We start from the raw sequence: 22,815 nt of genomic DNA, 5'->3' as shown, positions 1-22,815 counted from the left end.
GGAATGTTCCGGTTTCGCGGGCGTTGTACGACTTATGCGGTACGCCTCGTTCCGCACGCCGGGTGTTCGTCACAACGGTCTTCCTAGCAGCCGGTCGCGGCCGGGCGGCCGTGACCCGGGCCCACGCTCCCAGGCACACGGCCGCCGGGCACCGCCCTTGGCGCCGGGCTCACCTGTTTGGGGGCGCCCCCTCGATCGGGCGTCCGACCACTCCCGGACGCTGCTGCCACGGCAACGGCCCGGCGGGCGGGCGGTAGTCGACGCCGAGCGCGTCAAGCCGCTTGTAGTGCGCGGCCATTCGCCGCTCGAAGTCGGCGAAGTCACGCTCCGCCGGGGCGGGCAGCTCGCTCCAGGCGACCTCGGCGAAGGCGGCGAGCCGGGGGAACACCTGGTAGTCGACGCGGGACTGGTTCTCCATCACCTCGGTCCACGCGTTGGCCTGGGTGCCCAGCACGTGCGCGGCGGCCTCGGGACCGAGCTGCGGCGGAACGGGCTCGAACCGGTAGACGTCCTCCAGGGTGCGGACGAATCCGATGGGCACGGGCTCGTCCGCCCCGCCGGCCTGCCGGTGGTCGAGATACACGTACTGCTCCGGGCACATCACGACATCGTGCCCGGCCTCGGCGGCGGCGATCCCGGCGCCGTAGCCGCGCCAGGACGAGACGGCGGCACCGGGGGCGAGGCCGCCCTCCAGGATCTCGTCCCAGCCGATGAGGCGGCGCCCGCGGGCGCTCAGCCAGGTGTCGAAGTGCCGGATGATCCACGACTGGAGCTCGTTCTCGCCGGCGAGCCCGAGTTCGCGGATGCGGTCCTGGGCGACGTCCGACTTCTGCCACTGCTCCTTGGGGCACTCGTCGCCGCCGATGTGGATGAACGGCGAGACCTCCTCGGGGAAGAGGTCGAGCACCTCCTCCAACACCCCTTCGTAGAAGCGGAGGGTGTTGTCAGTGGGGGCGAGTACGTTCGGATTGACGCCCCAGGTGTCCCAGACGGAGAGGGAGGCGGTGTCGATGACGTCGGTGTTGCCGAGTTCGGGGTACGCGGCGATGGCGGCCTGCGAGTGGCCCGGCAGGTCGATCTCGGGGACGACGCGGATATGCCGCTCGGCGGCGTACGCGACGATCTCGCGGATGTCGTCCTGGGTGTAGTAACCCCCGTGCGGCTTCTCGTCCCACAGGGGCGAGGCCCGATGCCCCCACTTGGTGCGGCTGCGCCATGCGCCGACCTCGGTGAGGCGGGGGTAGCGCTTGATCTCGATCCGCCAGCCCTGGTCGTCGGTGAGGTGGAAGTGGAAGACGTTGAGCTTGTGGGCGGCGATGAGGTCGAGGTAGCGCAGTACGCCGTCCTTCGGCATGAAGTGCCGTGCCACGTCGAGCATGAGCCCGCGCCAGCCGAAGCGGGGGCTGTCCTCGATGGTGACGCCGGGCAGCGTCCAGTCCTGCCCGGCCGCGACCGGGGCCCGCCGGAAGGCCTCCGGCCCCAGCAGTTGACGGAGCGTCTGCATCCCGCGGAACACGCCGGCGGGGGTGGCGCCCTCGATGAGGGCGGCGGCGTTGTGGAGGGTGCGGTCGGTGGAGAGCCGGTACGCCTCCGGGCCGCCGGGGAGGTCGGGAGCGAGCCGCAGCACGACGCGGTCCGCGTCGCCGCCGCCCTGGTCGCCTTCCCCATCCCCGCCCTCGGCCAGGGCGAGCCCGGTCGCGGCGCCGATCGTTCCCCGGAGGAGGGGGGCGAGGGCTTCGGTGCCGGGGGCGGTGTGGAGGGTGGTGCGGGGGGTCAGGCGGGCGGGGGCGGTGCCTTGGCGGGTGGTGCGGGGGGCTGGGATGAGGTGGCTGTGCCTGTTCACTTCCGCGGGTGTGGGTGTGGGTGTGGGTGTGGGTACGGGTGCGGATGTGGGCGTTTGGGTGGGGGTGGGTGTGCGGGTGGCCGTGTCTGTGTGCGTGGCCGTGTCTGTGTGCGTGTCCATGTCCATGGGGGTGGTGATGTTCCTTTCGTGCGGGTGTCTGGGGAGTGTCCGGGTCTGTTTTCGCCCCGCCCCGCCCCTCCCCTAAACCCTCCGGGGGAGAATGCGTCGGGTGCGGACCGTGGGAGCTGGTCGCGCAGTTCCCCGCGCCCCTACGTGCCCTCGGTGTTCACCTGGCCGGGGCAGCTGGGCTCGGGTCGACTGCGGATCGTGATTGGTTCGGCTGTCCGGGGCGTCTCGGCTCGGCTCGGCTGCGGACCGTGCGTGGCTTGTCGCGCAGTTCCCCGCGCCCCCAAAGCGCCGGGTCCGGGCGTACCCAGCCCGTCATGGGGGTCCCCCTGGCCCTTAAGGCCTTGGGGGAGATTGAGGACGAGCGCCCTTAAGGCGCGATACGGGGTCCGGGGCGCAGCTCCGGACGGGGGTACAGGGGGCGGAGCCCCCGCAGGGGGTCTGGGGCGCAGCCCCAGGGGCCCGCACCCTTCAACCCGGCCGCACGGGCGGGAGGGTGGGCAAACCCCCCGGGGTCCGGGGCGGAGCCCCGAACCGGGGTGCAGGGGGCGGAGCCCCCGCAGGGGGTCTGGGGCGCAGCCCCAGGAGCTCGCACCCTTCAACCCGGCCGCACGGGCGGGAGGGTGGGCAAACCCCCCGGGGTCCGGGGCGGAGCCCCAGCGGGGTCCGGGGGCAGGGCCCCCGGAGGGTTCGGCCGGGCCGGGTCACTTGACCGCACCCCCCACCCCCGAAACCAACCTCCGCTGCACCAGCACGAAGAACACCAGGACCGGCACGGTCATGACCGTCGACGCCGCCATGATCCCGCCCCAGTCGTTCTCGTCCGGCTTGAAGAAGACGAGCAACGCCATCGGCAACGTGGACTGCGACGTGTCGCTGATGATGAAGGACTTCGCGAACAGGAAGTCGTTCCACGCGGAGATGAAGGAGAAGACGCTCGTCGCCACCAGCCCCGGAAAGACCAGCGGGAACAGGATCTGCCAGAGGAACCGCGTACGGCTCGCCCCGTCCAGCGCCGCCGCCTCCTCAAGCGCGACCGGCACCCCCCGCACGAACCCCCGCAGCATCCAGATCGCGAACGGCAGCGAGAACGCGAGGTGCGGCAGGATCAGTGAGCCCAGCGTGTTGAGCTGGCCCAGATCACGCATCAGGAAGAACAGCGGGATCGTCAGCGCCTCGACCGGCACCATCTGCGCCACCAGGAACATGATCAGCAGCGTGGTGCGGAACTTGAACCGGAACCGTGTCACCGCCGTCGCCGCGAGGAAGGCGATCAGCGCCGAGAGCAGCACCACCGACCCCGCCACGACCAGGCTGTTGAGGAAGTACCGCCCGAAGTCCTGCTGGGTGAAGACGCGTCGGAAGGAGTCGAGGGAGGGGGAGAGCGTCCACGGCCGGGGATGGCTGGACTGCACCTCCCCCGCCGGCTTGAACGCCGAGAGCACCATCCAGTACAGCGGGAAGGCCACCACGACGGCCACCAGCAGCGCGACCCCCTCGGCGATCAGCCGCCCGGGTCGACGCGCCCGTAGCCGCATCCTGGACTTCACGGGCCGCACGGGCCTCCCCGACCTCACGGACGCCACCGCCATCACAGCTCCTCCCCCTGCCTCCGCAGCAGCCGCAGATACACCAGCGTCGCCGTCAGCAGGATCAGCAGCATCACCACGCCGATCGCCGAGCCGAGGCTGTACTGCGACGAGGCGAACGCCTTCTGGTACGCGTACACATTGAGGACCAGGTTCTGGCCCGCGATGCCCCCGCCGTTCGTCATGACGTAGATCTGTGTGAACACCTTGAAGTCCCAGATGACCGACTGGATCGTGACGACCGTCAGGATCGGGCGCAGCATCGGCACCATGACGGAGCGCCAGATCCGCCACTGCGAGGCCCCGTCGAGCGCGGCCGCCTCCAGGACCTCGCCCGGGATCGCCCGGATTCCGGCGTACACCGTGACCATCACGAACGGGAAGGAGCACCACACCACTTCGAGCAGGACGAGCAGGAACGCGCTGTAGCGCCCGTACGTCCAGGAGTGGTCGCCGAGCCCCAACACCCGGTTGACCGGGCCGAAGTCGGGGTCGAAGAGGAACATCCACACGGTCGAGCCGGTGATCGCGGGCGTCGCCCACGCGCCGAGTGCGGCCAGCATGAGGGCGAGCCGGGGCAGCGCCCGTACGCGCGTCAGGAGCACGGCGAGCGAGCAGCCGACCGCGAGGGTGCTCACGACGCAGGCCGCCGCGAAGACGACAGTGGCGAGCAGGACCGACCAGAACTGGCTGTCCGAGAACAGTGTGGTGTAGTTCCCGAGCCCCTGGAAGCTGGTCGGCTCGCCGCCGCTGACCTGGGCCTGGGTGTACTCCAGGAAGGAGATCAGGCCGAGTTGGTAGATCGGGTAGACGAGCAGCGCACCGAGCACGGCGAGTGCGGGGGCCAGATAGAGCCAGGGCGTCCAGCCGGCCCGCCGGGGTGAGTGGGGGCGCGCGCGGCGGGCCGGGCCCGGCGCCGCCACGGGCGCCGGGGCCGTCTCGGGTTCGGCGGTCACGGGGCTCAACCCGCTGCCCCGAACGCGTCGTTCATCTTCTTCGCCGCGTCCGCCGACGCCTTCGCGACGTCCTTCTTGCCGCTGACGATCTCCTGGAACATCGTGGGCAGCACGAGCGAGGAGTCGATCTGACCCCAACCCGGCGACGCGGGAACGAACTTGGCGCCGGCGGCGAGGGTGCTCACGAACGGCTCGACGAACGGCTGCTTCTTGGCGACCTCGGCGCGTACGTCGGTGTACGTCGGCAGGAAGCCCATCGCGTCGAACAGCTCGCGCTGGGTGGCCTTGCCGGCGAGCTGTTCCATGAGGGCGACGGCGAGCGTTCGGTGCGAACTGCTCTTCAGGACACCGATGTTGTTGCCGCCCGCGAAGGCCGGGGCTACCGAGCCGGGTGTCGGACCGGGCAGCGGCACGACGGCGTACTTGCCCTTGACGGTGCCGGCCTCGACGGCGGCATGGTTGAAGTCGCCGCCGATCGCCATGGCGGCCTTGCCGTTCGCGAAGGCGGTGACCGTCGCGTTGCCGCCCATCTGCGCGCACTTGGCGGCGGGGCAGTTGTCGTCGCCGAAGAGCGAGGTGTAGGCCGTGATGCCCTTGCGCGCCGCCGGGCTGTCGAGCGCCGAGGTGTACTTTCCGCCGTTCTCGGTGGCCAGTTCTCCCCCGTTGGCCCACAGGAACGGCAGCGCGCCGTAGGTGTAGGCGCCGCCCACCGCCAGCCCGTACAGGTCGGGCTTGGCCTGGTGGATCTTCTTGGCGGTCGCGATCAGCTCGTCCTGGGTCTTGGGCACGGCGACGCCGAGGTCCTTGAGGACGTCCGTGCGGTAGTACAGCGCCCGTACGCCCACGAACAGCGGGGCGCCGTACACCTTCCCGCCGACCGTGACGGACTGCTTCGCGGTCGGGTCGGTGTCCTTCGCCTCGTTCCAGGCGGCGAACTCGGCGCTGATGTCCGCGAGTCCGCCGTCCTTGACGTATCCGGCCGTGTCGGTGTTGCCGTACTCGATGAGGTCGGGCGCGGAGCCGGGATCGTTGAAGGCGGCCTTGATCTTCTGGGCGCGGGTCTCGACCGGGATGTACTCGACCTGCACATCGGCGCCGTCGTGGGCCTGTTTGAAGGCGGCCACGGCCTTGTCGACGACCTGCTGCTTGGGCCCGTTGCTCACCTCCTGGAAGAGCCAGACCCTCAGGGTGCCGCTCCTGGCGTCGCTCTTCGCGCTGTTGTCGGACGTCTGAGGGGCGCAGGCGGAAAGACCGGCTAGGGCAAGTGCCGCCAGCGGCAAGGCGGTTCGGGCAGAGAGCTTCACTGCGGAGATCCTCCCCATGGCCGTTGCAACATACGCAACGAGCGTTTCGCATACTGCAGAACAGGGAGGAGGTTATGGCGGAGGCAAAGGCCCGGCAAGAGGTCTGGACAACCCGGCCGACCAGATCCGGACAGCCGGTCCACACAAAACGGCCCCCGGGGTGTGCGTGACGCACACCCCGGGGGCCGTTGAACGAAGGCGGACCCGCCGCCGTCCGAGCCCGCCGAACGGGCCCGGTTCCCGCCTACTTCTTGTCCTTGCCGCCCTTGTCCTTGTCCTTGTCGCCACCGGCGCCCATGGACTCGTAGATCTCCTTGCACATCGGGCAGACCGGGTACTTCTTCGGGTCGCGGCCCGGCACCCAGACCTTGCCGCAGAGCGCGACGACGGGGGTGCCGTCGAGCGCGCTCGCCATGATCTTGTCCTTCTGGACGTAGTGGGCGAAGCGCTCGTGGTCGCCGTCGCCGTTCGACACCTGGGGTGTCGGCTCTACGAGGGTCCCCGTACCTGCCCCGCGCTCGGGCTCAAGAGTGCTCATAACCACCAAGGGTACTGAAGGCAACCGGATGGGGTGGAGGGGCGTCACCACCGGCTTCCCACGGCGTTCCCCGTGCCGCCCCCGGCCCCCTGCGGGACAGGTCAATTGAGCGAGGGGTCGTCCGGATACGTGGCCACCATCGCGAGCTCGCCGCGCTGGCGGCGCAGCACCGCGCGCCACAGGCTCCCCGGCTGCGGGGACGAGACGTCACCCGGCTCCGACTCGACCACGTACCAGGCGCCGTCGGTCAGCTCGTCCTCCAGCTGGCCCGGGCCCCACCCCGCGTACCCCGCGAAGATCCGCAGTGAGCCGAGGGCGGCCGCGAGCAGTTCGGGGGGCGCCTCCAGGTCGACCAGGCCGATCGCCCCGTACACCCGGCGCCAGCCCAGCGGCCCTTCGTCGCCGGGGATGACGGCCACGCCGAGCGCCGAGTCGAGCGAGACGGGACCGCCCTGGAAGATCACCCCGGGCTCCCCCGCGAGGCCCGCCCAGGACTCCAGGATGTCGCCGACGCCGACCGGCGTGGGACGGTTCAGGACCACGCCGAGCGTGCCCTCCTCGTCGTGGTCGAGGAGCAGCACCACCGCCCGGTCGAAGTTCGGATCCACGAGCGCGGGGGTGGCGACGAGCAGTCGCCCGGTGAGCGAGGACACCTCGGTCATGCGGACATGATCCCGCACATCCGGGGGAACCGAGAGGGAATGCGCCGCGCGAAGCGCGTCAATGAGGGGTAGCGGCCGGGAGACGGGTGGGCGCACAGCGGCAACAGGACACGGTTCGCCGTGCGCCCCCGGAGGTGATCCGGGGCACGTGACACTGTGCAGGCCTTCCTGCGCGGAGCGTGCTGTAGCGAATTCATTACGTTCGTGAACCCTCCTCGGCCTTATGGGGCAGGGGTGAAAGCCCCTTACCCTTTATCCCTGCCCCTTGCCCGACCACTCCGGAACGCGAGATTCATGACCGGCACAGACGATGTACTGCTTGTCCACGGCGGAACCCCGCTTGAGGGCGAGATCCGCGTCCGCGGCGCGAAGAACCTCGTGCCGAAGGCGATGGTCGCCGCCCTCCTCGGCAGCGGCCCGAGCAGACTGCGCAATGTGCCCGACATTCGCGACGTACGCGTCGTACGGGGCCTGCTACAGCTGCACGGCGTCACCGTCCGCCCCGGCGACGAGCCGGGCGAGCTGATCCTCGACCCCTCCCACGTCGAGTCCGCGAACGTCGCCGACATCGACGCGCACGCGGGTTCCTCACGGATTCCGATCCTGCTCTGCGGCCCGCTGCTGCACCGCCTGGGCCACGCCTTCATCCCGGGCCTCGGCGGCTGCGACATCGGCGGCCGGCCCATCGACTTCCACTTCGAGGTGCTCCGCCAGTTCGGCGCGACCATCGAGAAGCGCGCGGACGGCCAGTACCTGGAGGCCCCGCAGCGGCTTCGCGGCTGCAAGATCACGCTGCCGTACCCGTCGGTCGGCGCGACCGAGCAGGTGCTGCTCACCGCGGTGCTCGCGGAGGGGGTGACCGAGCTCTCCAACGCCGCGGTGGAGCCGGAGATCGAGGACCTCATCTGCGTCCTGCAGAAGATGGGCGCGATCATCGCCATGGACACCGACCGGACCATCCGGGTCACCGGTGTCGACGTCCTCGGCGGTTACACCCACCGGGCCCTCTCGGACCGCCTGGAGGCCGCCTCGTGGGCGTCCGCCGCGCTGGCGACCGAGGGCAACATCTACGTCCGCGGCGCCCAGCAGCGCTCGATGATGACGTTCCTGAACACCTACCGGAAGGTGGGTGGCGCCTTCGAGATCGACGACGAGGGCATCCGCTTCTGGCACCCGGGGGGCTCGCTCAAGTCCATCGCGCTCGAAACCGACGTGCACCCGGGCTTCCAGACGGACTGGCAGCAGCCGCTGGTCGTCGCCCTCACCCAGGCCACCGGCCTGTCCATCGTCCACGAGACGGTGTACGAGTCGCGGCTGGGGTTCACCTCGGCGCTCAACCAGATGGGCGCGCACATCCAGCTGTACCGCGAGTGCCTCGGTGGCTCGGACTGCCGCTTCGGGCAGCGCAACTTCCTGCACTCCGCGGTCGTGAGCGGCCCCACGAAGCTCCAGGGCGCCGATCTGGTGATCCCGGACCTCCGGGGCGGCTTCTCGTACCTCATCGCCGCGCTGGCGGCCCAGGGCACGTCCCGGGTCCACGGCATCGACCTGATCAACCGGGGTTACGAGAACTTCATGGAGAAGCTCGAAAGCCTCGGCGCGAAGGTCGAGCTCCCCAACGGTTCGCTGGTCTGACCCCCCTGGGGGCTCCGCCCCCAGGCCCCCCGCCGGGGCTCCGCACCGGTACTGCTGAGGGGCGCGGGGACCTGCGCGAACGGTTTTCGCAGCCCCCGGCACCCCCAGGCCCGCGCAGCGCGAAAAGGGCGGCCACCCCGGAAACCCGGGGTGGCCGCCCTTCGCGTTGCTGCTAAGCGCCTTGCAAAGCCAAGAGCGCTTACTTGCCCTTGGCGGCTTCCTTGAGCTTCGAGCCCGCGGAGACCTTCACGCTGTAGCCGGCCGGGATGTTGATCGGGTCGCCGGTCTGCGGGTTACGAGCGGTACGAGCGGCACGGTGGGTGCGCTCGAAGGTCAGGAAGCCGGGGATGGTGACCTTCTCGTCGCCCTTGGCGACGATCTCGCCGACGGTCTCGGCGAGAGCGGCCAGCACGGCGTCGGCGTCCTTGCGGGTCACCTCGGCGCGGTCGGCCAGCGCGGCCACCAGCTCACTGCGGTTCATGTTCTTACTCCCGTGTTCTTCTTGCCTGTGAGGCGTGCCACGCGGCGGAAGCCGCATGTTGGATACAGCGAAGCCGATGCTGCCAGGGCTCTCGGACAGTCCCCGGACCCGGGTCTGTGTCAGACCCTCGCGCCCGGTTAAGCATCCTGCCCCCACCTATGGCGGGAAAGCCAATCCGGCACCCTCCCGAGTCACCCTGAGTCACACGAAAAGCGCCACTGCCTCATCAAGGTGACGCTCCGTCGACAGGGTGAGAACTCCCGGGACGTAGCCGGTGCGGATGCGGGTCATGGTCCGCCACCCTAAGGGGGCGTTACTGGGCCCGCATCCCGCGACGCGCCGTAGCTCAGACCGACGTGGGACCCGTCACAGCGGCTCCGGCGGCCTTGGCGGCGTTGCGGACGGCTCCCGCGACGGCTCCGGCGACCTTGTCGTTGAAGACCGAGGGAATGATGTAGTTGGCGTTCAGCTCGTCCTCGGCGACGACGTCCGCGAGCGCGCCGGCCGCGGCCAGCATCATGTCCGTGTTGACGGTGCGGGACTGCGCGTCGAGCAGGCCGCGGAAGACACCCGGGAAGACCAGCACGTTGTTGATCTGGTTCGGGAAGTCCGAGCGGCCGGTGGCCACGACCGCCGCCGTCTGGCGGGCGATCGCCGGGTCCACCTCGGGGTCCGGGTTCGCGAGCGCGAACACGATCGCGCCCTCGGCCATCGCGGCCACGTCGTCGCCGTTCAGGACGTTGGGGGCGGAGACGCCGATGAAGACGTCGGCGCCGACCACGGCCTCCTTGAGGGTGCCGGTGAGGCCCTCGGGGTTGGTGTTGTCGGCGATCCAGCGCAGCGCGGACTCGGGGCTCGCGTCGACCAGGTCCTCGCGGCCCGCGTGCACCACGCCGTGGATGTCGGCGACGACGGCGTTCTTGACGCCGGCCGCGATCAGCAGCTTCAGAATGGCCGTACCGGCCGCGCCCGCACCGGACATGACGACGCGTACGTCACCGATGTTCTTGTTCACCACGCGCAGCGCGTTGGTCAGCGAGGCGAGCACCACGATGGCCGTGCCGTGCTGGTCGTCGTGGAAGACGGGGATGTCGAGGGCCTCGCGCAGCCGGGCCTCGATCTCGAAGCAGCGCGGCGCGGAGATGTCCTCCAGGTTGATGCCCGCGAAGCCGGGGGCGATCGCCTTGACGATCTCGACGATGGCGTCGGTGTCCTGGGTGTCCAGGCAGATCGGCCAGGCGTCGATGTCGGCGAAGCGCTTGAAGAGCGCCGCCTTGCCCTCCATGACCGGCATGGCGGCCATCGGGCCGATGTTGCCGAGGCCGAGCACCGCGGAGCCGTCCGTCACGACCGCCACGGTGTTGCGCTTGATGGTCAGGCGCCGGGCGTCCTCGGGGTTCTCGGCGATCGCCATGCACACCCGGGCCACACCCGGGGTGTAGATCATCGAGAGGTCGTCACGGTTGCGGATGGGGTGCTTCGACTGCATCTCGATCTTGCCGCCGAGGTGCATCAGGAAGGTACGGTCGGAGACCTTGCCGAGGGTGACGCCCTCGATGCCGCGCAGCTGCTCGACGATCTCGTCGGCGTGCGAGGTGGAGGTGGCCGCGATGGTGACGTCGATGCGCAGCTTCTCGTGGCCGGAGGCGGTCACGTCGAGGCCGGTCACCGATCCGCCGGAGGACTCCACGGCCGTGGTGAGCTGAGAGACCGCCGTGCCGCTGGCGGGCACCTCAAGGCGGACCGTCATCGAGTACGAGACGCTGGGCGCCGTTGCCATGACCGTGTTCCTCTGCTTTCCCTAGCTTCGTTGCTAGCACCGCCCCGGCTGTGGCGCGGCGGTGCCATCCGATGGTCGCACCTACTGGCTGGTAGCCGATAATGGGCAACACTTTTCGGAAAGTTGTTTCCACCATACGAGAAAGTGGTGGTCCGGCGGAAGACCCTTCGGGCACCCGGCGGCCGACGGGCCGGACCGCGCGCACCAACGACAACAGGCCCACGCCATCCGAAGATGACGTGGGCCTGTCGCTCACGTTAAGACACCGACCCGCCATGCTCGCCTCGCGGCAAGTGGTCGCTCTGAGCGACTAAGGTTGGGCCCGGGGGCTTGGATCGAGCCGGTGTCACAACCAGGCTAACAAACCACTCCGCCAAGTGATCCCCGCATCGCGAGTTGACTCCGGAATTAATCGCGGAGCAGATCCGGCACCCCGTTCGCGTCGGGCTCGTCCCGGTCCCCCGAGACGACCGTGAGCTGCTGCGTCGCCCGGGTCAACGCCACGTAGAGCACCCGCAGTCCGGCCGGGGACTCGTCCGCGATCTCGGCCGGCGACACGACCACCGTGGCGTCGTACTCCAGGCCCTTGGCCTCCAGACTGCCGAGCGCCACCACCCGGTCACCCAGCCCCGCCAGCCAGCGCGCCGCCTGGTCGCGGCGCCGCATCGCGACGACCACGCCGACCGTGCCGTCCACCTGGTCGAGCAGCCGGGCCGCCTCCTCGCGCACCGCACGGGCGAGGTCGCCGCCGCGCACCACGGCGAACCGCGGCTGGACGCCCGTGGAGCGCACGGCGGCCGGCGACTTCATGCCGGGCATCGCCAACGCCAGTACGCGGGCGGCCAGTTCGGCGATCTCGGCGGGGTTGCGGTAGTTCACGGTCAGTTCGAAGCGGCGGCGCGGACGGCTGCCGAGCGCCTCGTCGCGGGCCTCGCCCGCCTCGTCCGGATCCGACCAGGACGACTGCGCGGGGTCGCCCACCACCGTCCAAGTGGCGGTGCGCCCGCGCCGGCCGACCATCCGCCACTGCATGGGCGTGAGGTCCTGCGCCTCGTCGACGATGACGTGCGCGTACTCGGTGCGCTCCTGGGCGAGCCGTTCGGCGCGCTCGCGCTGGGTCTCCTCGCGGTGCGGCATCAGCTCCTCAAGGCCGGTCAGCGCGTCCATCGGGTCGTACTCGCGCTTCTTCTTCGGCCGGGCCGGGGCGCCGAGCAGCGTCTCCAACTCGTCGAGCAGGGCGACGTCGTGGACCGAGAAGGCGCCGTCGGCGGCGCGCGCCAGCGAGCGCGCCAGGCGTCGCACCTCGCCCTGGTTGAGGACGCGGCGGGCCCAGCGCCCCAGTCTCTTCTCGTCGGCCATCGCGGCCAGCACCCCGCGCGGGGTCAGCTCCGGCCACCACGCGTCGAGGAAGGCGATGAAGGCGTCCTCGGAGGCGATGTCGTCGTCGAAGGAGGACCGCAGTTCGGCCGCGAGCTCCGGGTCGGTGTGCCGGCCCGAGGCGCCCGACTTCGCCCACAGCGCGTCCAGGAGCAGCCTGCGGGCGCGCGGGCGCAGCAGGTTGACGGGCGCGGTGCCGCCGAGCACGGTCTGGCGGATGCGGCGCAGCTCCTCGCCCTCCAGCTCGACGCGCGCGCCGAAGGCCACCACGCGCAGCCGCTGGCCGGGGTGCGGGGCGGGCGCCTGCCCGCCGAGGGCGAGCTGTTCGCCGCCGCGCCGCCTGGACCGCCTCGGCTGCTCCCCCGGGCCCTCCAGGGCGCCCCTGGCGGCCCTGCGCAGCACGTGGAGCATGCGGGACGAGCCCTTGATGCGGGCGACCGCCGGGTCGTCGTACTCGGTGGCCTCCGCGCCGTCCACGAGGTTGCCCACCGCGCGGATCGCGACCTGGCCCTCCTCGCCGAGCGAGGGCAGCACGCCCTCGGTGTACGCGACGAGCAGCGGGGTCGGCGAGACGATCAGGATGCCGCCGGAGTAGCGGCGCCGGTCCTGGTAGAGCAGGTAGGCCGCGCGGTGCAGCGCGACGGCGGTCTTGCCGGTCCCCGGGCCGCCCTCGACGTACGTCACGGAGGCGGCGGGCGCCCGGATCACCAGGTCCTGCTCGGCCTGGATGGAGGCGACGATGTCCCGCATGGTGTGGCTGCGGGCCTGCCCCAGCGCGGCCATCAGGGCGCCGTCGCCGATGACGGGCAGCTCGGCGCCGTCCAGGGTCGCCTTCAGCTCCGGGCGCATCAGGTCGTCCTCGACACCGAGCACCTTGCGGCCCTTGGAGCGGATGACCCGACGGCGTACGACCCGGCCCGGGTCGACCGGCGTCGAGCGGTAGAACGGGGCCGCGGCCGGCGCCCGCCAGTCGATGACCAGCGGCGAGTAGTCGGCGTCCAGGACGCCGATCCGGCCGATGTGCAGGGTCTCGGCGATGTCGGCCGTGCCGTCGGGACGCACGGCGTCCTCCGCCGGGTCCACCGAGGTGTACGCGCCGTCCGGGCCCTTCTTGCCGTCCTTTCCGAGCAGCAGGTCGATCCGGCCGAAGAGGAAGTCCTCGAACTCGTTGTTGAGCCGGTTGAGATGGACCCCCGCCCGGAAGACCTGGGCGTCGCGTTCGGCGAGGGCGCCGGGCGTGCCGACCTGACCCCGCTTGGCGGCGTCGTTCATCAGGAACTCCGCCTCGTGGATCTTCTCCTCCAGGCGGCGGTACACCTGGTCGAGATGTACCTGTTCCCCAGCGATCTCGCGTTCCCGGACCGAATCCACAGCGGATTCGGCGGTACCGGAAGCGGTATCGACAGCGGCATCCTGCGCGGCCACCGAGGCCCCCTTCTGACGTGCATTGGGCAGCCGTCAACCGTACGCGAAGGGGGACCCGATGTCAGGCCACAATGTGGTGCCGAACCGCATGTCGGGACGCCTGTCCCGCCCCGCGGCTCACGCGGGGACGTCCACGAGCGCCTTCCCGTCGGAGGTACGGACCTCGAAGTGGTCGATCCGGTCGCGGGCCATGGCGGTGCCGCCGTGCACGTACAGCGGGTATTTCGCCGTCTCGTGCGGGCTGTCCTTGATCCCGTAGCCCCAGTTCGGCACCGCCCAGGACGTGACGGTCTCCTGGTCGCCGTTCTTGCCCACCGCGATCAGGCTGCACTTCAGCGGGCCCTTGACGTTCTTCAGTTCCAGGACCGCATGGGTACCCCAGGCCTTGGCCTCGGTGCCGACGGTCGCGGTGACCCGGGTCGTGGGATCGGTCGCGGAGACCTTCTGGCTCATGTGGTTGAAGAAGGCGTCCTCGGCCGGGCTGGTCGGGTGCGCCTCGGCGCTCTGGTGGGTGCCGGTGGCCGAGGAGGTCGCCACCACCGCGACCGCCGGACCGCCGACGATCAGCGCGGCCGCGGCCGCCACCAGGTACGTGGTGCGCCGCCGGCGTTTGGCGCGCTGGGCGGCGACCTCGTTGATCAGGGCCGTGGACAGGTCGGGCGGGGCGGGCCGCATCGGCTGGGCGGCGGGGCCCGGGAACTCCCTGAGGGCGGCCAGCATCGGCTCCATGCCGGCCAGCGCGTCGAGTTCGGCGCCGCACGCCGGGCAGCCCGCGAGGTGCGCCTCGAAGGCGGAGGCCTCGGCGTCGTCGAGGATGCCCAGCGCGTACGCGCCGACAGCCTCGTGCGGCGAGCCTTCCGCGTGGTCCCCGGTCGTCATGTCGTCACCCCCCGTTCCTCCAGTGCGAGTTTCATGGAGCGCAGGGCGTAGAACACCCGGGACCGCACGGTCCCGCTGGGCACGCCGAGCACCTGGGCCGCCTCGTTGACGGTACGTCCCTTGAAGTACGTCTCGACGAGTGCCTCCCGGTGCGCCGGGGTCAGGTCGTCGAGTGCGTCGGAGAGGGTCATCAGCCACAGCGCCTTGTCGATCGCGTCCTCCGCGGGCATGACCTCCAGCGGCGACGGATCGACCTCCTGCGGCCGGGCCTGCCGGCTGCGGTGGCCGTCGATGACGATGCGGCGCGCGACCGTCACCAGCCAGGGGCGGACCGAACCGGTGGCCCGATTGAGCTGACCGGCGTTCTTCCAGGCACGGATGAGCGTCTCCTGCACGACGTCCTCGGCCCGCTGGCGGTCGCCGGCCACGAGGCGCATCACGTACCCGAGCAGCGGCCCCGCGTGTTCGCGGTACAGCGCCCGCATCAGCTCCTCGTCGGGCACAGAGCGGTGCTTGGCCCCTCGCGGACGGTCGTCGGCCACGGCGGCATCCTTGCGCAACCGGCACCTCCAGGTCGAGACCATCCCGGTACGCGGCCGCGCGCCGGTTCACCCCTCCATACGGGCGGTTGTCGGGAACCATTCAAAGGCGTGCCGGATTTCTCAACGAACTTTCTTTATCGCCGGCCGCCTCGCGAGGATCTCTCCCCACCGGCCGCTTCTCGACGCCCGCTTCCCGACGCCCGCTTTCAGAGTGCGGCGACGCGGCGCCGGTGCCGGGCCACCCGTTCGCGGTTGCCGCACACCTCGCTGGAGCACCAACGGCGGCGCCGGCCGCGGGAGGTGTCGAGGTAGAGCAGCCGGCAGTTGTCGCCCTCGCACCGGCGGATGCGGGCCCTGGCCTCGGGGTCGGTGAGCAGGTCGACGGCGTCCCGGGCGACGGCGGCGAGCAGCGCGCCGCACTCGGGCGCCCGGCTCAGCGTGCGGACGAGCCCGCCGTCCGCGCCCCGGACCGCTCGGACGCCGGGGGGCGGGGCGGCGGCGAGCACGTTGAGCCGGTCGAGGGCGGCCTGGGCGTCGCTCACGGGGATGCCCAGCTCGGCATCGACCAACTGGCTTATACAGCACCGCAGTTCGAGAAACCGGGCGGGCCAGTCGGCGTCGAGACCGGCCAGCGGGGTGCCGCTCGGGACGAGTCCGGCGTCGAGCAGCCAGCGCCCCAACTCTGCCGTGCCACGCAGCTGTTCGCTCTCCCGCGCTCCGGTCGCCACCAGATCCAGACAGATCCGCCCGGAGTCGAACCGCACCATGCGCCTGTCACCGCCTAGGGGGGTTACCGGTGAGTGCCTCCCCCCAGAGTGCCCGCCCGGGGCCGCCCCCGGAAGACCTCCTACCGCCCGGGCACTCCCCTGGGCGGGCCCAGGTCTTTGTATGGAACATGGGCTACCCTTGTATGAAGCCAACATCAGGAGGTCGCATGTCCGCCACGCAGATCGACATCGACGACGAGGCGCTCGCCGAGGCCATGCGACTGTCCGGCGCCCGCACCAAGAAGGAGACGGTCAACCTCGCCCTGCGCGAGTACAGCGAGCGACGGCGCCGCACCGAGGCCCGCCTCACGTACTTCCAGGCAGCGCAGGGCTGGGACGAAGAGAGCTTCTGGCGACTGCACGCCCAGGAGAAGGGCGCCTCTTGAGCATGCTGCGCTACCTGATCCACTCGACCGCCGCCTGGCGGCTCCTGCGCAGTCCCGCGCTCAGCGAGGCGTGGGGGCACGAGACCGACGAGGGGAGCATCGGGTCGTGCCACCCACAGCGCACCGAGTTCCGCCGATCGGCACGCAACCTGGACGAGTACGACGCGATGACCGGAATGTTCGGCGACCTGTATCCGGACGCGCCCGTGCCCAAGACCGCCTGGTCGTGGATCGAGACCGCGCAATACCGGCTCGCCGCGCGCGGTCGGCACCAGAGCCTCTCCGTCGTGGACTGGCTGCTGTGCGCGACAGCGGCCCACCACGGTCTCGTGGTCCTGCACGACGACAAGGACTTCGCCGCCGCGGCCGACCTGCTCCCCGACGTCAGGGAGCACAACGTCAACCACACACCCCGCTGACCCGCCCTCACCCCTCCCCGTACTTCGCGTCCGCCGCCGGGTCCAGGGCGAGGCGGTAGCCGCGTTTGACCACGGTCTGGATGACGCGCGGGGCGCCGACTGCCGTGCGCAGGCGGGCCATTGCCGTCTCCACCGCGTGTTCGTCGGCGCCGGAACCGGGCAGCGCGCGGAGCAGTTCGGCGCGGGGCACCACCCAGCCGGGCCGGCGGGCGAGGGTGCGCAGGAGGGCCATGCCGGCGGGTGGGACGGCCCTCAGCTCGCCGTCCACCACGACCGCCTGGCCGCGGATCTCGAAGCGGTGGCCCGACAGCGGCAACACCCTGGCCCGGGTGGGCAGTTCGGCGCACAGGAGCTGGACGAGCGGGCCCAGGCGGAAGCGCTCGGGGGCGTGGGTCGGCACGCCGCGGGCCTGGAGCGGCAGCGCGGTGACCGGGCCGACGCAGGCCACCAGGACCTCGTCGTGCAGCGCGGCCGCCAGTTCGGCGAGCATGCCGCGTTCCTCGGCCCGCTTCAGGAAAGAGGCGGCCGCGGGGGCGCTGGTGAAGGTGAGGGCGTCCAGGCCGCGTGTGACCGCGGCGTCCAGGAGCCGGTCGAGCGGCGCCGGGTCGCGCGGCGGCAGCCAGCGGTAGACCGGCACCCCGACGACCTCGGCACCGGCCGCGCGCAGCGCCTCCACGAAGCCGGGCAGGGGTTCTCCGTGCAGCTGGATCGCGATGCGCCGGCCCGCCACGCCTTCGGCGAGCAGCCGGTCGAGGACCTCGGCCATCGACTCGGACGACGGCGACCAGCGCTCGGTGAGCCCGGCGGCCCGTACCGCACCCTTGACCTTGGGTCCCCGCGCGAGGAGTTCGGCGCCGGCCAGGGTCTTGAGGAGGGCGTCCCCCACCCCCCAGCCGTCGGCGGCCTCGACCCAGCCGCGGAACCCGATGGCGGTGGTGGCCACCACCGTGTCGGGCGCCTCGGCGATCAACTCCTTTGTCGCGGCGAGCAGTTCGCGGTCGTCGGCGAGCGGCACGATCCGCAGCGCGGGCGCGTGCAGCACGGCGGCCCCCCGCCGGACGAGCAGGGTCGCGAGCTCGTCGGCCCGGCGGGCGGCGGTGACCCCGACGGTGAAACCGGCGAGCGGCCCGTGCGGTGCGGCCACTTCTGCTTCTGCGGACATGACTCTCCCGGTGGTGCGGTGGCGTCCGAGACTGCCAAGGGGGCGTGACGCCCGGGGTTCACCCCGATTTCCCGGGTGTTACGTCACCCGGCGCGGCCGGGATCACACCTCGCCGTAGGCGGGCGCGGGCGCGGCGGACGCGGGCGTGGCGGCGGGTTCACGGATGTATACCGCCCAGGTCACCGTGGAGCACACCGCGTAGCAGACGAGGAAGGCGGCGAAGGCGGCGGTGCCGGTGCCCGAGGTCTGGAAGGACTGGCGGAAGGCGAGGTTGATGGCGAGCCCGCCGAGCCCGCCGACCGCCCCGACGATCCCCATCGCCGCCCCCGAGAGCCGCCGCCCGTGGGCCGCCGCCTCCTCCCCCGCGAGGCCCCGCGCGAGGGCCTTGGCCTGGAAGATGGCCGGGATCATCCGGTACGTGGACCCGTTGCCGAGCCCGCTGAGCACGAACAGCGCGATGAAACCGGTGAGGAAGACGGGCAGCGACCTCTGTACGGAGGCGTACAGGACGACCCCGGCGGCGGCGGCCATCGCGGCGAAGTTCCCCAGCGTGATGCGGGCGCCGCCCCAGCGGTCGGCGAGGCGGCCGCCGACGGGCCGGATCAGGGAGCCCAGCAGCGGCCCGATGAAGGTGAGCGAGGCGGCCTGCAAGGGGGTCCGGCCGAACTGGGTCTGGAGCACCAGGCCGAAGGCGAAGCCGTAGCCGATGAAGGAGCCGAACGTGCCGACGTAGAGGAACGCCATGATCCAGGTGTGCCCGTCGCGCAGCGCCTCCCCGGCCGCGCCCTTGTCGTCGCGTACGGGCGCGAGGTTGTCCATGCCGAGCGCGGCCCCGAGCCCGGCGAGGGCGATCAGGGGCAGGTAGACGGCGAGCACGATGCGCGGGTGCGTGGCACCGGCGGTCGCGATGACGAGCAGCCCGACGAGCTGCACCACGGGGACGCCGATGTTGCCGCCGCCCGCGTTCAGGCCGAGCGCCCAGCCCTTCTCGCGGAGCGGGAAGAAGGCGTTGATGTTGGTCATCGAGGAGGCGAAGTTGCCACCGCCCACCCCGGCGAGCGCGGACACCAGCAGGAACGTGGTGTACGAGGTGCCGGGCTCCATCGCGAACCACGCGGCGCCCGCCGGGAGCAGGAGCAGCAGCGAGCTGAAGACGCTCCAGTTGCGGCCGCCGAAGCGGGCGACGGCGAAGGTGTAGGGGATGCGGACGAGGGCGCCGACGAGGGTCGACACCGAGATGAGGAAGAACTTGCCCGCGGGGTCGACTCCGTAGGCGGGGCCCATGAAGAGGACCATCACCGACCACAGCGTCCAGATGGAGAACCCGACGTGTTCGCAGAACACGGACAGGAAGAGGTTGCGCCGGGCGACGCGCCTGCCCGTCGTGCGCCAGAAGGTGTCGTCCTCCGGTTCCCACCGCTCGATCCAACGGCCGGCCATCGTGCCTCCACGGTCGTAGCGCTTGTCGTGACAGCGACCTTACGGACGGCGGGTTTCGGCCGGGTGCCCGCGGGTGACCGGGGTGCGACCTTGTCTTCACGCGGGGCGGGCGGCGGCGGTGAGACCGCCGCCCGGTGGCGTCAGGCGGGCCAGAGCCGTGGGCGGCGTCTGGCGGCCACGTCCTCGACCCAGCCGAAGCACAGGACGCACAGGCCGATGAGGATCCAGGTCACCAGGAGCACCGGCCACGAGCTGTCGAGGAACCGGCCCGCGCCGGCCAGCGCGTCGATGCTCCACAGGTCGTCCCAGACCGTGGCGGCGACCAGGATGCACAGGTTGTGCCACAGGTAGATCGTCACCGCCCGCGAGTTGAGCAGGGTGATCAGACGGTCCCAGCGGCGCAGCGGGGCGGGCCAGGTCGCCCAGGACGGGCTGATGTGCAGCAGCAGGAAGACCGCGCCGAGCGACCACAGGGTCTGCGCGAGCGGGATCGAGTCGAGTTCGGTGTCGCCGAAGAGGGAGTACCCGCCGTGCACCGCCCACCAGAAGCCGACGGCCATCACGATCGGCGCGAGCGAGGGCACCAGATAGTTCGGCACCTTCCGCAGTACGCCCGCCTGGTGGGCCATGCCGAGGATCCAGCAGGCGCCGAAGGTGGCGAAGTCGGTGAGCGCGGAGTCGATCCGCTCGGGCAGCCCGAGGTCCACGAACTCCAGGAGCGCCGACAGGGCGACCGGCGCGAAGACCGTCGGCCACGGGAGGCGCCGGAGCATGGTCCTGAAGAGCGGGGAGAGCAGCACGAACCACAGGTAGGCGCGCAGGTACCAGAGCGGTTCGGCGAGGTTGGCACCCCAGTTGTCGCCGAGCACGTGGTGGATGCCGGGCAGGCCGGCCGCGTACGGCGGGTCGCTGAGCGGGACCACCCAGAACAGCAGGTGCCCCCACCACCAGGCGGGGTGCCCGTCGGAGTCGGGGCCCCAGCCCTGGGCGAGCATGCCGGTGATGCCGACCGCGCCGAGCAGCCACATGGGCGGCAGGAGCCGGCGCAGCCGGCCGCGGACGACCTGGACGGCGGGCCGCTTCAGGGAGCGGGCCATCAGGTTTCCGGCGAGCGCGAACATCACGCCCATGGAGGGGAAGGCGATCGGCAGCCAGGCCCAGCCCATCAGGTGGTAGAGCACCACCCGGAACAGGGCGAGGGCGCGCAGGAAGTCGAAGTAGCGGTCGCGGGCGGGCGGCCGGGGCGCCGGGGCGGGCGGTGTGGCCGCCGCCTCCGGCACCTCCACGTACGCGGTCATGCGACGGCCTTCCGCTCGGCCGGGTTGCCCGGGGCCTCGACGGCGCCGGTGCGGCGCAGCTTCTGCCAGCGGAGCCGGCCGCCGGTGACCGCGGTGATCCAGGACTGGAGCAGCACGACGTACATCAACTGCCGGTACAGGACCTGCTGGAGCGGCAGGGACAGCAGATGGGTGAGCCGTTCCTTGTCGAGCCGGAACGCGTAGGCCGCGCACACCCCTTGGATCGCGAGCACGACGAGCCAGGCCACGATGGTCTGCTCGGTCTTGCCGAAGACGATCCCGTACAGCAGGAAGATGTCGATGAGCGGGGCGAGCAGCGGGGCCACCACCATGAACAGGGCGACGAGGGGCAGTCCCACGCGGCCGAAGCGACCGGAGGCGCCGCGGTCCTTGACGGCGCCGCGGTGCTTCCAGATCGCCTGCATGGTGCCGTACGACCAGCGGTAGCGCTGCGACCAGAGCTGCTGCACCGACTCGGGGGCCTCGGTCCAGGCCCGGGCGTTCTCGGCGTAGACCACGCGCCAGCCGTCGCGGTGGATGGCCATGGTGATGTCGGTGTCCTCGGCGAGGGTGTCCTCGCTCATGCCGCCGACCCGTTCCAGGGCCTGGCGGCGGAACGCGCCGACCGCGCCGGGGATGGTGGGCATGATGCCCATCAGGTCGTACATCCGGCGGTCGAGGTTGAAGCCCATCACGTACTCGATGTGCTGCCAGGCGCCGATGAGCGAATCCCGGTTGCCGACCTTGGCGTTGCCCGCGACCGCGCCGACGCGCGAGCTGCCGAAGGGCTGGACCAGTTCGCGGACGGTGCCGGGCTCGAAGACGGTGTCGCCGTCCATCATCACGACGATTTCGTAACGGGCGTGCGCGATCCCGTTGTTGAGGGCGGCGGGCTTGCCCGCGTTCTCCTGGCGCACCACGCGGACGTTGGGGTGGCCGAGCGCCTCGACGATGTCGGCGGTGCCGTCGCTCGAACCGTCGTCGATGACGATCACTTCGATCGGATGGTCGCTCGCCATGAGCGAACGAACGGTGTTGGCGATGCATTCGCGCTCGTTGTACGCGGGCACGAGCACCGAGACCGGTTCGGTGACCGGCGGCCCCCACGCGAAGTCCTTGCGGCGCACCTTGCGGGCGTGCACGAAGGAGAGCACCAGCATCAGGCCGAAGCGGGTGAAGACGAGCACCCCGATGACGGCGAGGCCCACGACCAGGAAGTCGGTGGTGTGCTCGGCGACCTGGACGGCTCCGACGAACGCCTCGCCCTTCCACAGGTCCATGCCGCTGACCGGGGTCAGCGCGCTGGGCGCACCGAGGGCGGTGGTGAGGTTGACGAAGGTGTAGCCCGACTCCTGCATGTCGGGCAGGAACTTGTCGAGCGCGGCCACGGTCTGCGAGCGGTCGCCGCCGAAGTCGTGCATCAGGACGATGGCGCCCTTGTCGTCCTCCGGGGTGGCGTTGTGGATGATCTTCTTGACGCCGGGCCGCTGCCAGTCCTCGCTGTCCGTGGAGTCGAGCGCCACGACATAGCCCTTGCTGCCGACGTACTGGACGACCGGCCAGGTGTCGTTGTCCATGGCGTCGGCGAACGAGGAGTACGGCGGCCGGAACAGCGAGCTGTGCACGCCCGCGGCGCCCGCGAGCGCCAGCTGGTTCTCGGAGAGCTCCCGGTCGATCCGCGACTTCGACTGGTAGGACAGATCGGGGTGGTTGAAGGTGTGCAGACCCACCTCGTGGCCCTCGGCGACCATGCGCTTGACGAGGTCGGGATAGCGCGAGGCGTTCGTTCCGGTGACGAAGAAGACGGCGTGCGCGTGATACTTCTTCAGCTCGTCGAGGACCTTCGGCGTCCAGGTGGGGTCCGGGCCGTCGTCGAAGGTGATGACGATCTTGTGGTCCGGTATCTGGAGGCTGACCGGCTTGCCGGGGGTGCGCGCGTCGATGACCGGACCGCCGTCGATGATCTTCTCGGGCACCTTGTCGGTGGGCGCGGGGTCGCGGACGCGGTGGTCCGCGGAGATCTCGCTGTGCACATAGCCGCGCAGCATCAGCATCGCGACGAGCGCGACGAGCAGGAGCAGCGGCAGCAGATAGCGCATGGGCAGCCGCTTGCGCCGCGACGGCCGCGGCTTGGCCTGGGTGGTTCTCATGGCAGGTGTCGTTACGCCTTCGGGGCGGTACGCCGGGGTGGCCGTACGGGGTTGGT

At 71.1% G+C, this 22,815-nt stretch carries 19 protein-coding genes; 3 read left to right on the top strand and 16 right to left on the bottom strand.

The annotated features are described in order from the left end of the window. Positions 1-169: 169 nt before the first annotated feature. From ACFYNP_RS28760 to ACFYNP_RS28735, 6 genes are all read right to left on the bottom strand, one after another. The gene (locus ACFYNP_RS28760; RefSeq protein ID WP_388789387.1) at positions 170-1,963 is read right to left on the bottom strand and encodes a beta-N-acetylhexosaminidase; all 1,794 of its coding nucleotides are present in this window, start codon (positions 1,961-1,963) and stop codon (positions 170-172) included. Between the two features lie 710 nt (positions 1,964-2,673). Then, the gene (locus ACFYNP_RS28755) at positions 2,674-3,507 is read right to left on the bottom strand and encodes a carbohydrate ABC transporter permease (protein ID WP_388417315.1); all 834 of its coding nucleotides are present in this window, start codon (positions 3,505-3,507) and stop codon (positions 2,674-2,676) included. 53 nt (positions 3,508-3,560) lie between these two features. Further along, a complete protein-coding gene (locus tag ACFYNP_RS28750) occupies positions 3,561-4,514 on the bottom strand; it encodes a carbohydrate ABC transporter permease (protein WP_388416999.1) in 954 nt (317 codons plus the stop codon). A gap of 5 nt (positions 4,515-4,519) precedes the next feature. Continuing rightward, the gene (locus ACFYNP_RS28745; RefSeq protein WP_388789384.1) at positions 4,520-5,818 is read right to left on the bottom strand and encodes an extracellular solute-binding protein; all 1,299 of its coding nucleotides are present in this window, start codon (positions 5,816-5,818) and stop codon (positions 4,520-4,522) included. Positions 5,819-6,062: 244 nt separating this feature from the next. Then, a complete protein-coding gene (locus ACFYNP_RS28740; RefSeq protein ID WP_100578609.1) occupies positions 6,063-6,356 on the bottom strand; it encodes a DUF3039 domain-containing protein in 294 nt (97 codons plus the stop codon). A 101-nt stretch (positions 6,357-6,457) separates the two neighbouring features. Further along, positions 6,458-7,018: a YqgE/AlgH family protein gene (locus tag ACFYNP_RS28735; protein ID WP_388416994.1), complete on the bottom strand. Its 561-nt coding sequence runs from the start codon at positions 7,016-7,018 to the stop codon at positions 6,458-6,460. A 294-nt stretch (positions 7,019-7,312) separates the two neighbouring features. On the opposite strand from ACFYNP_RS28735, the gene murA reads away from it, so the two are divergent. Continuing rightward, positions 7,313-8,653: a UDP-N-acetylglucosamine 1-carboxyvinyltransferase gene (murA, locus tag ACFYNP_RS28730; RefSeq protein WP_362730774.1), complete on the top strand. Its 1,341-nt coding sequence runs from the start codon at positions 7,313-7,315 to the stop codon at positions 8,651-8,653. Positions 8,654-8,852: 199 nt separating this feature from the next. On the opposite strand, the gene ACFYNP_RS28725 is transcribed toward murA, so the two are convergent. The 6 genes from ACFYNP_RS28725 to ACFYNP_RS28700 all read right to left on the bottom strand — a co-directional run bounded on the left by ACFYNP_RS28725 (position 8,853) and on the right by ACFYNP_RS28700 (position 15,904). Next, on the bottom strand, positions 8,853-9,134 hold the full coding sequence (locus ACFYNP_RS28725; RefSeq protein WP_003968811.1) for an HU family DNA-binding protein: 282 nt from the start codon (positions 9,132-9,134) through the stop codon (positions 8,853-8,855). A 346-nt stretch (positions 9,135-9,480) separates the two neighbouring features. Next, positions 9,481-10,914, bottom strand: a complete 1,434-nt coding sequence (locus tag ACFYNP_RS28720) for an NAD-dependent malic enzyme (protein ID WP_388416991.1) — start codon at positions 10,912-10,914, stop codon at positions 9,481-9,483. A gap of 408 nt (positions 10,915-11,322) precedes the next feature. Beyond that, positions 11,323-13,716, bottom strand: a complete 2,394-nt coding sequence (locus tag ACFYNP_RS28715) for a HelD family protein (RefSeq protein ID WP_388789381.1) — start codon at positions 13,714-13,716, stop codon at positions 11,323-11,325. A gap of 117 nt (positions 13,717-13,833) precedes the next feature. Then, the gene (locus ACFYNP_RS28710; RefSeq protein ID WP_388416986.1) at positions 13,834-14,595 is read right to left on the bottom strand and encodes an anti-sigma factor family protein; all 762 of its coding nucleotides are present in this window, start codon (positions 14,593-14,595) and stop codon (positions 13,834-13,836) included. Further along, positions 14,592-15,179 (bottom strand): sigma-70 family RNA polymerase sigma factor, encoded by a 588-nt coding sequence (locus tag ACFYNP_RS28705; RefSeq protein WP_388789378.1) that lies wholly within the window; start codon positions 15,177-15,179, stop codon positions 14,592-14,594. Before ACFYNP_RS28705 ends, ACFYNP_RS28710 begins: the two co-directional genes overlap by 4 nt. 164 nt (positions 15,180-15,343) lie before the next feature. Continuing rightward, the gene (locus tag ACFYNP_RS28700) at positions 15,344-15,904 is read right to left on the bottom strand and encodes a CGNR zinc finger domain-containing protein (protein WP_388416983.1); all 561 of its coding nucleotides are present in this window, start codon (positions 15,902-15,904) and stop codon (positions 15,344-15,346) included. A 167-nt stretch (positions 15,905-16,071) separates the two neighbouring features. On the opposite strand from ACFYNP_RS28700, the gene ACFYNP_RS28695 reads away from it, so the two are divergent. Continuing rightward, positions 16,072-16,290, top strand: coding sequence for a type II toxin-antitoxin system VapB family antitoxin (locus tag ACFYNP_RS28695; RefSeq protein ID WP_388416980.1), 219 nt, complete (start codon positions 16,072-16,074; stop codon positions 16,288-16,290). Positions 16,291-16,292: 2 nt separating this feature from the next. Next, a complete protein-coding gene (locus ACFYNP_RS28690; RefSeq protein ID WP_388789519.1) occupies positions 16,293-16,709 on the top strand; it encodes a PIN domain-containing protein in 417 nt (138 codons plus the stop codon). A gap of 7 nt (positions 16,710-16,716) precedes the next feature. Here ACFYNP_RS28690 and ACFYNP_RS28685 read toward each other — a convergent pair whose 3' ends face one another. From ACFYNP_RS28685 to ACFYNP_RS28670, 4 genes are all read right to left on the bottom strand, one after another. Beyond that, positions 16,717-17,871, bottom strand: a complete 1,155-nt coding sequence (locus tag ACFYNP_RS28685; RefSeq protein ID WP_388416977.1) for a uroporphyrinogen-III synthase — start codon at positions 17,869-17,871, stop codon at positions 16,717-16,719. A gap of 102 nt (positions 17,872-17,973) precedes the next feature. Then, positions 17,974-19,311 carry a nitrate/nitrite transporter gene (locus ACFYNP_RS28680; protein ID WP_388789376.1) on the bottom strand — a complete coding sequence of 446 codons (1,338 nt, stop codon included), beginning with the start codon at positions 19,309-19,311 and terminating at the stop codon, positions 17,974-17,976. 140 nt (positions 19,312-19,451) lie between these two features. Continuing rightward, complete coding sequence (locus ACFYNP_RS28675; protein ID WP_388416970.1) at positions 19,452-20,609, bottom strand: acyltransferase; 1,158 nt, start codon at positions 20,607-20,609, stop codon at positions 19,452-19,454. Further along, a complete protein-coding gene (locus ACFYNP_RS28670; protein WP_388789517.1) occupies positions 20,606-22,708 on the bottom strand; it encodes a bifunctional polysaccharide deacetylase/glycosyltransferase family 2 protein in 2,103 nt (700 codons plus the stop codon). Before ACFYNP_RS28670 ends, ACFYNP_RS28675 begins: the two co-directional genes overlap by 4 nt. Positions 22,709-22,815 lie beyond the last annotated feature (107 nt).

The sequence above is a fragment of the Streptomyces sp. NPDC006691 genome, assembly GCF_042869955.1.
In the GTDB taxonomy this organism is placed as follows: Bacteria; Actinomycetota; Actinomycetes; order Streptomycetales; family Streptomycetaceae; genus Streptomyces.
This window is presented reverse-complemented; position numbering and strand designations above follow the sequence as displayed.

Bases quoted from the DNA above. Each gene is read 5' to 3' on its own strand.
- ACFYNP_RS28720 (WP_388416991.1), bottom strand. From the start codon at position 10,914: ATGGCAACGGCGCCCAGCGTCTCGTACTCGATGACGGTCCGCCTTGAG.
- ACFYNP_RS28740 (WP_100578609.1), bottom strand. From the start codon at position 6,356: ATGAGCACTCTTGAGCCCGAGCGCGGGGCAGGTACGGGGACCCTCGTA.
- murA (WP_362730774.1), top strand. From the start codon at position 7,313: ATGACCGGCACAGACGATGTACTGCTTGTCCACGGCGGAACCCCGCTT.
- ACFYNP_RS28675 (WP_388416970.1), bottom strand. From the start codon at position 20,609: ATGACCGCGTACGTGGAGGTGCCGGAGGCGGCGGCCACACCGCCCGCC.
- ACFYNP_RS28670 (WP_388789517.1), bottom strand. From the start codon at position 22,708: ATGCGCTATCTGCTGCCGCTGCTCCTGCTCGTCGCGCTCGTCGCGATG.
- ACFYNP_RS28695 (WP_388416980.1), top strand. From the start codon at position 16,072: ATGTCCGCCACGCAGATCGACATCGACGACGAGGCGCTCGCCGAGGCC.
- ACFYNP_RS28700 (WP_388416983.1), bottom strand. From the start codon at position 15,904: ATGGTGCGGTTCGACTCCGGGCGGATCTGTCTGGATCTGGTGGCGACC.
- ACFYNP_RS28680 (WP_388789376.1), bottom strand. From the start codon at position 19,311: ATGGCCGGCCGTTGGATCGAGCGGTGGGAACCGGAGGACGACACCTTC.
- ACFYNP_RS28710 (WP_388416986.1), bottom strand. From the start codon at position 14,595: ATGACGACCGGGGACCACGCGGAAGGCTCGCCGCACGAGGCTGTCGGC.
- ACFYNP_RS28735 (WP_388416994.1), bottom strand. From the start codon at position 7,018: ATGACCGAGGTGTCCTCGCTCACCGGGCGACTGCTCGTCGCCACCCCC.
- ACFYNP_RS28760 (WP_388789387.1), bottom strand. From the start codon at position 1,963: ATGGACACGCACACAGACACGGCCACGCACACAGACACGGCCACCCGC.
- ACFYNP_RS28705 (WP_388789378.1), bottom strand. From the start codon at position 15,179: ATGGTCTCGACCTGGAGGTGCCGGTTGCGCAAGGATGCCGCCGTGGCC.
- ACFYNP_RS28755 (WP_388417315.1), bottom strand. From the start codon at position 3,507: ATGCGGCTACGGGCGCGTCGACCCGGGCGGCTGATCGCCGAGGGGGTC.
- ACFYNP_RS28690 (WP_388789519.1), top strand. From the start codon at position 16,293: ATGCTGCGCTACCTGATCCACTCGACCGCCGCCTGGCGGCTCCTGCGC.
- ACFYNP_RS28685 (WP_388416977.1), bottom strand. From the start codon at position 17,871: ATGTCCGCAGAAGCAGAAGTGGCCGCACCGCACGGGCCGCTCGCCGGT.
- ACFYNP_RS28725 (WP_003968811.1), bottom strand. From the start codon at position 9,134: ATGAACCGCAGTGAGCTGGTGGCCGCGCTGGCCGACCGCGCCGAGGTG.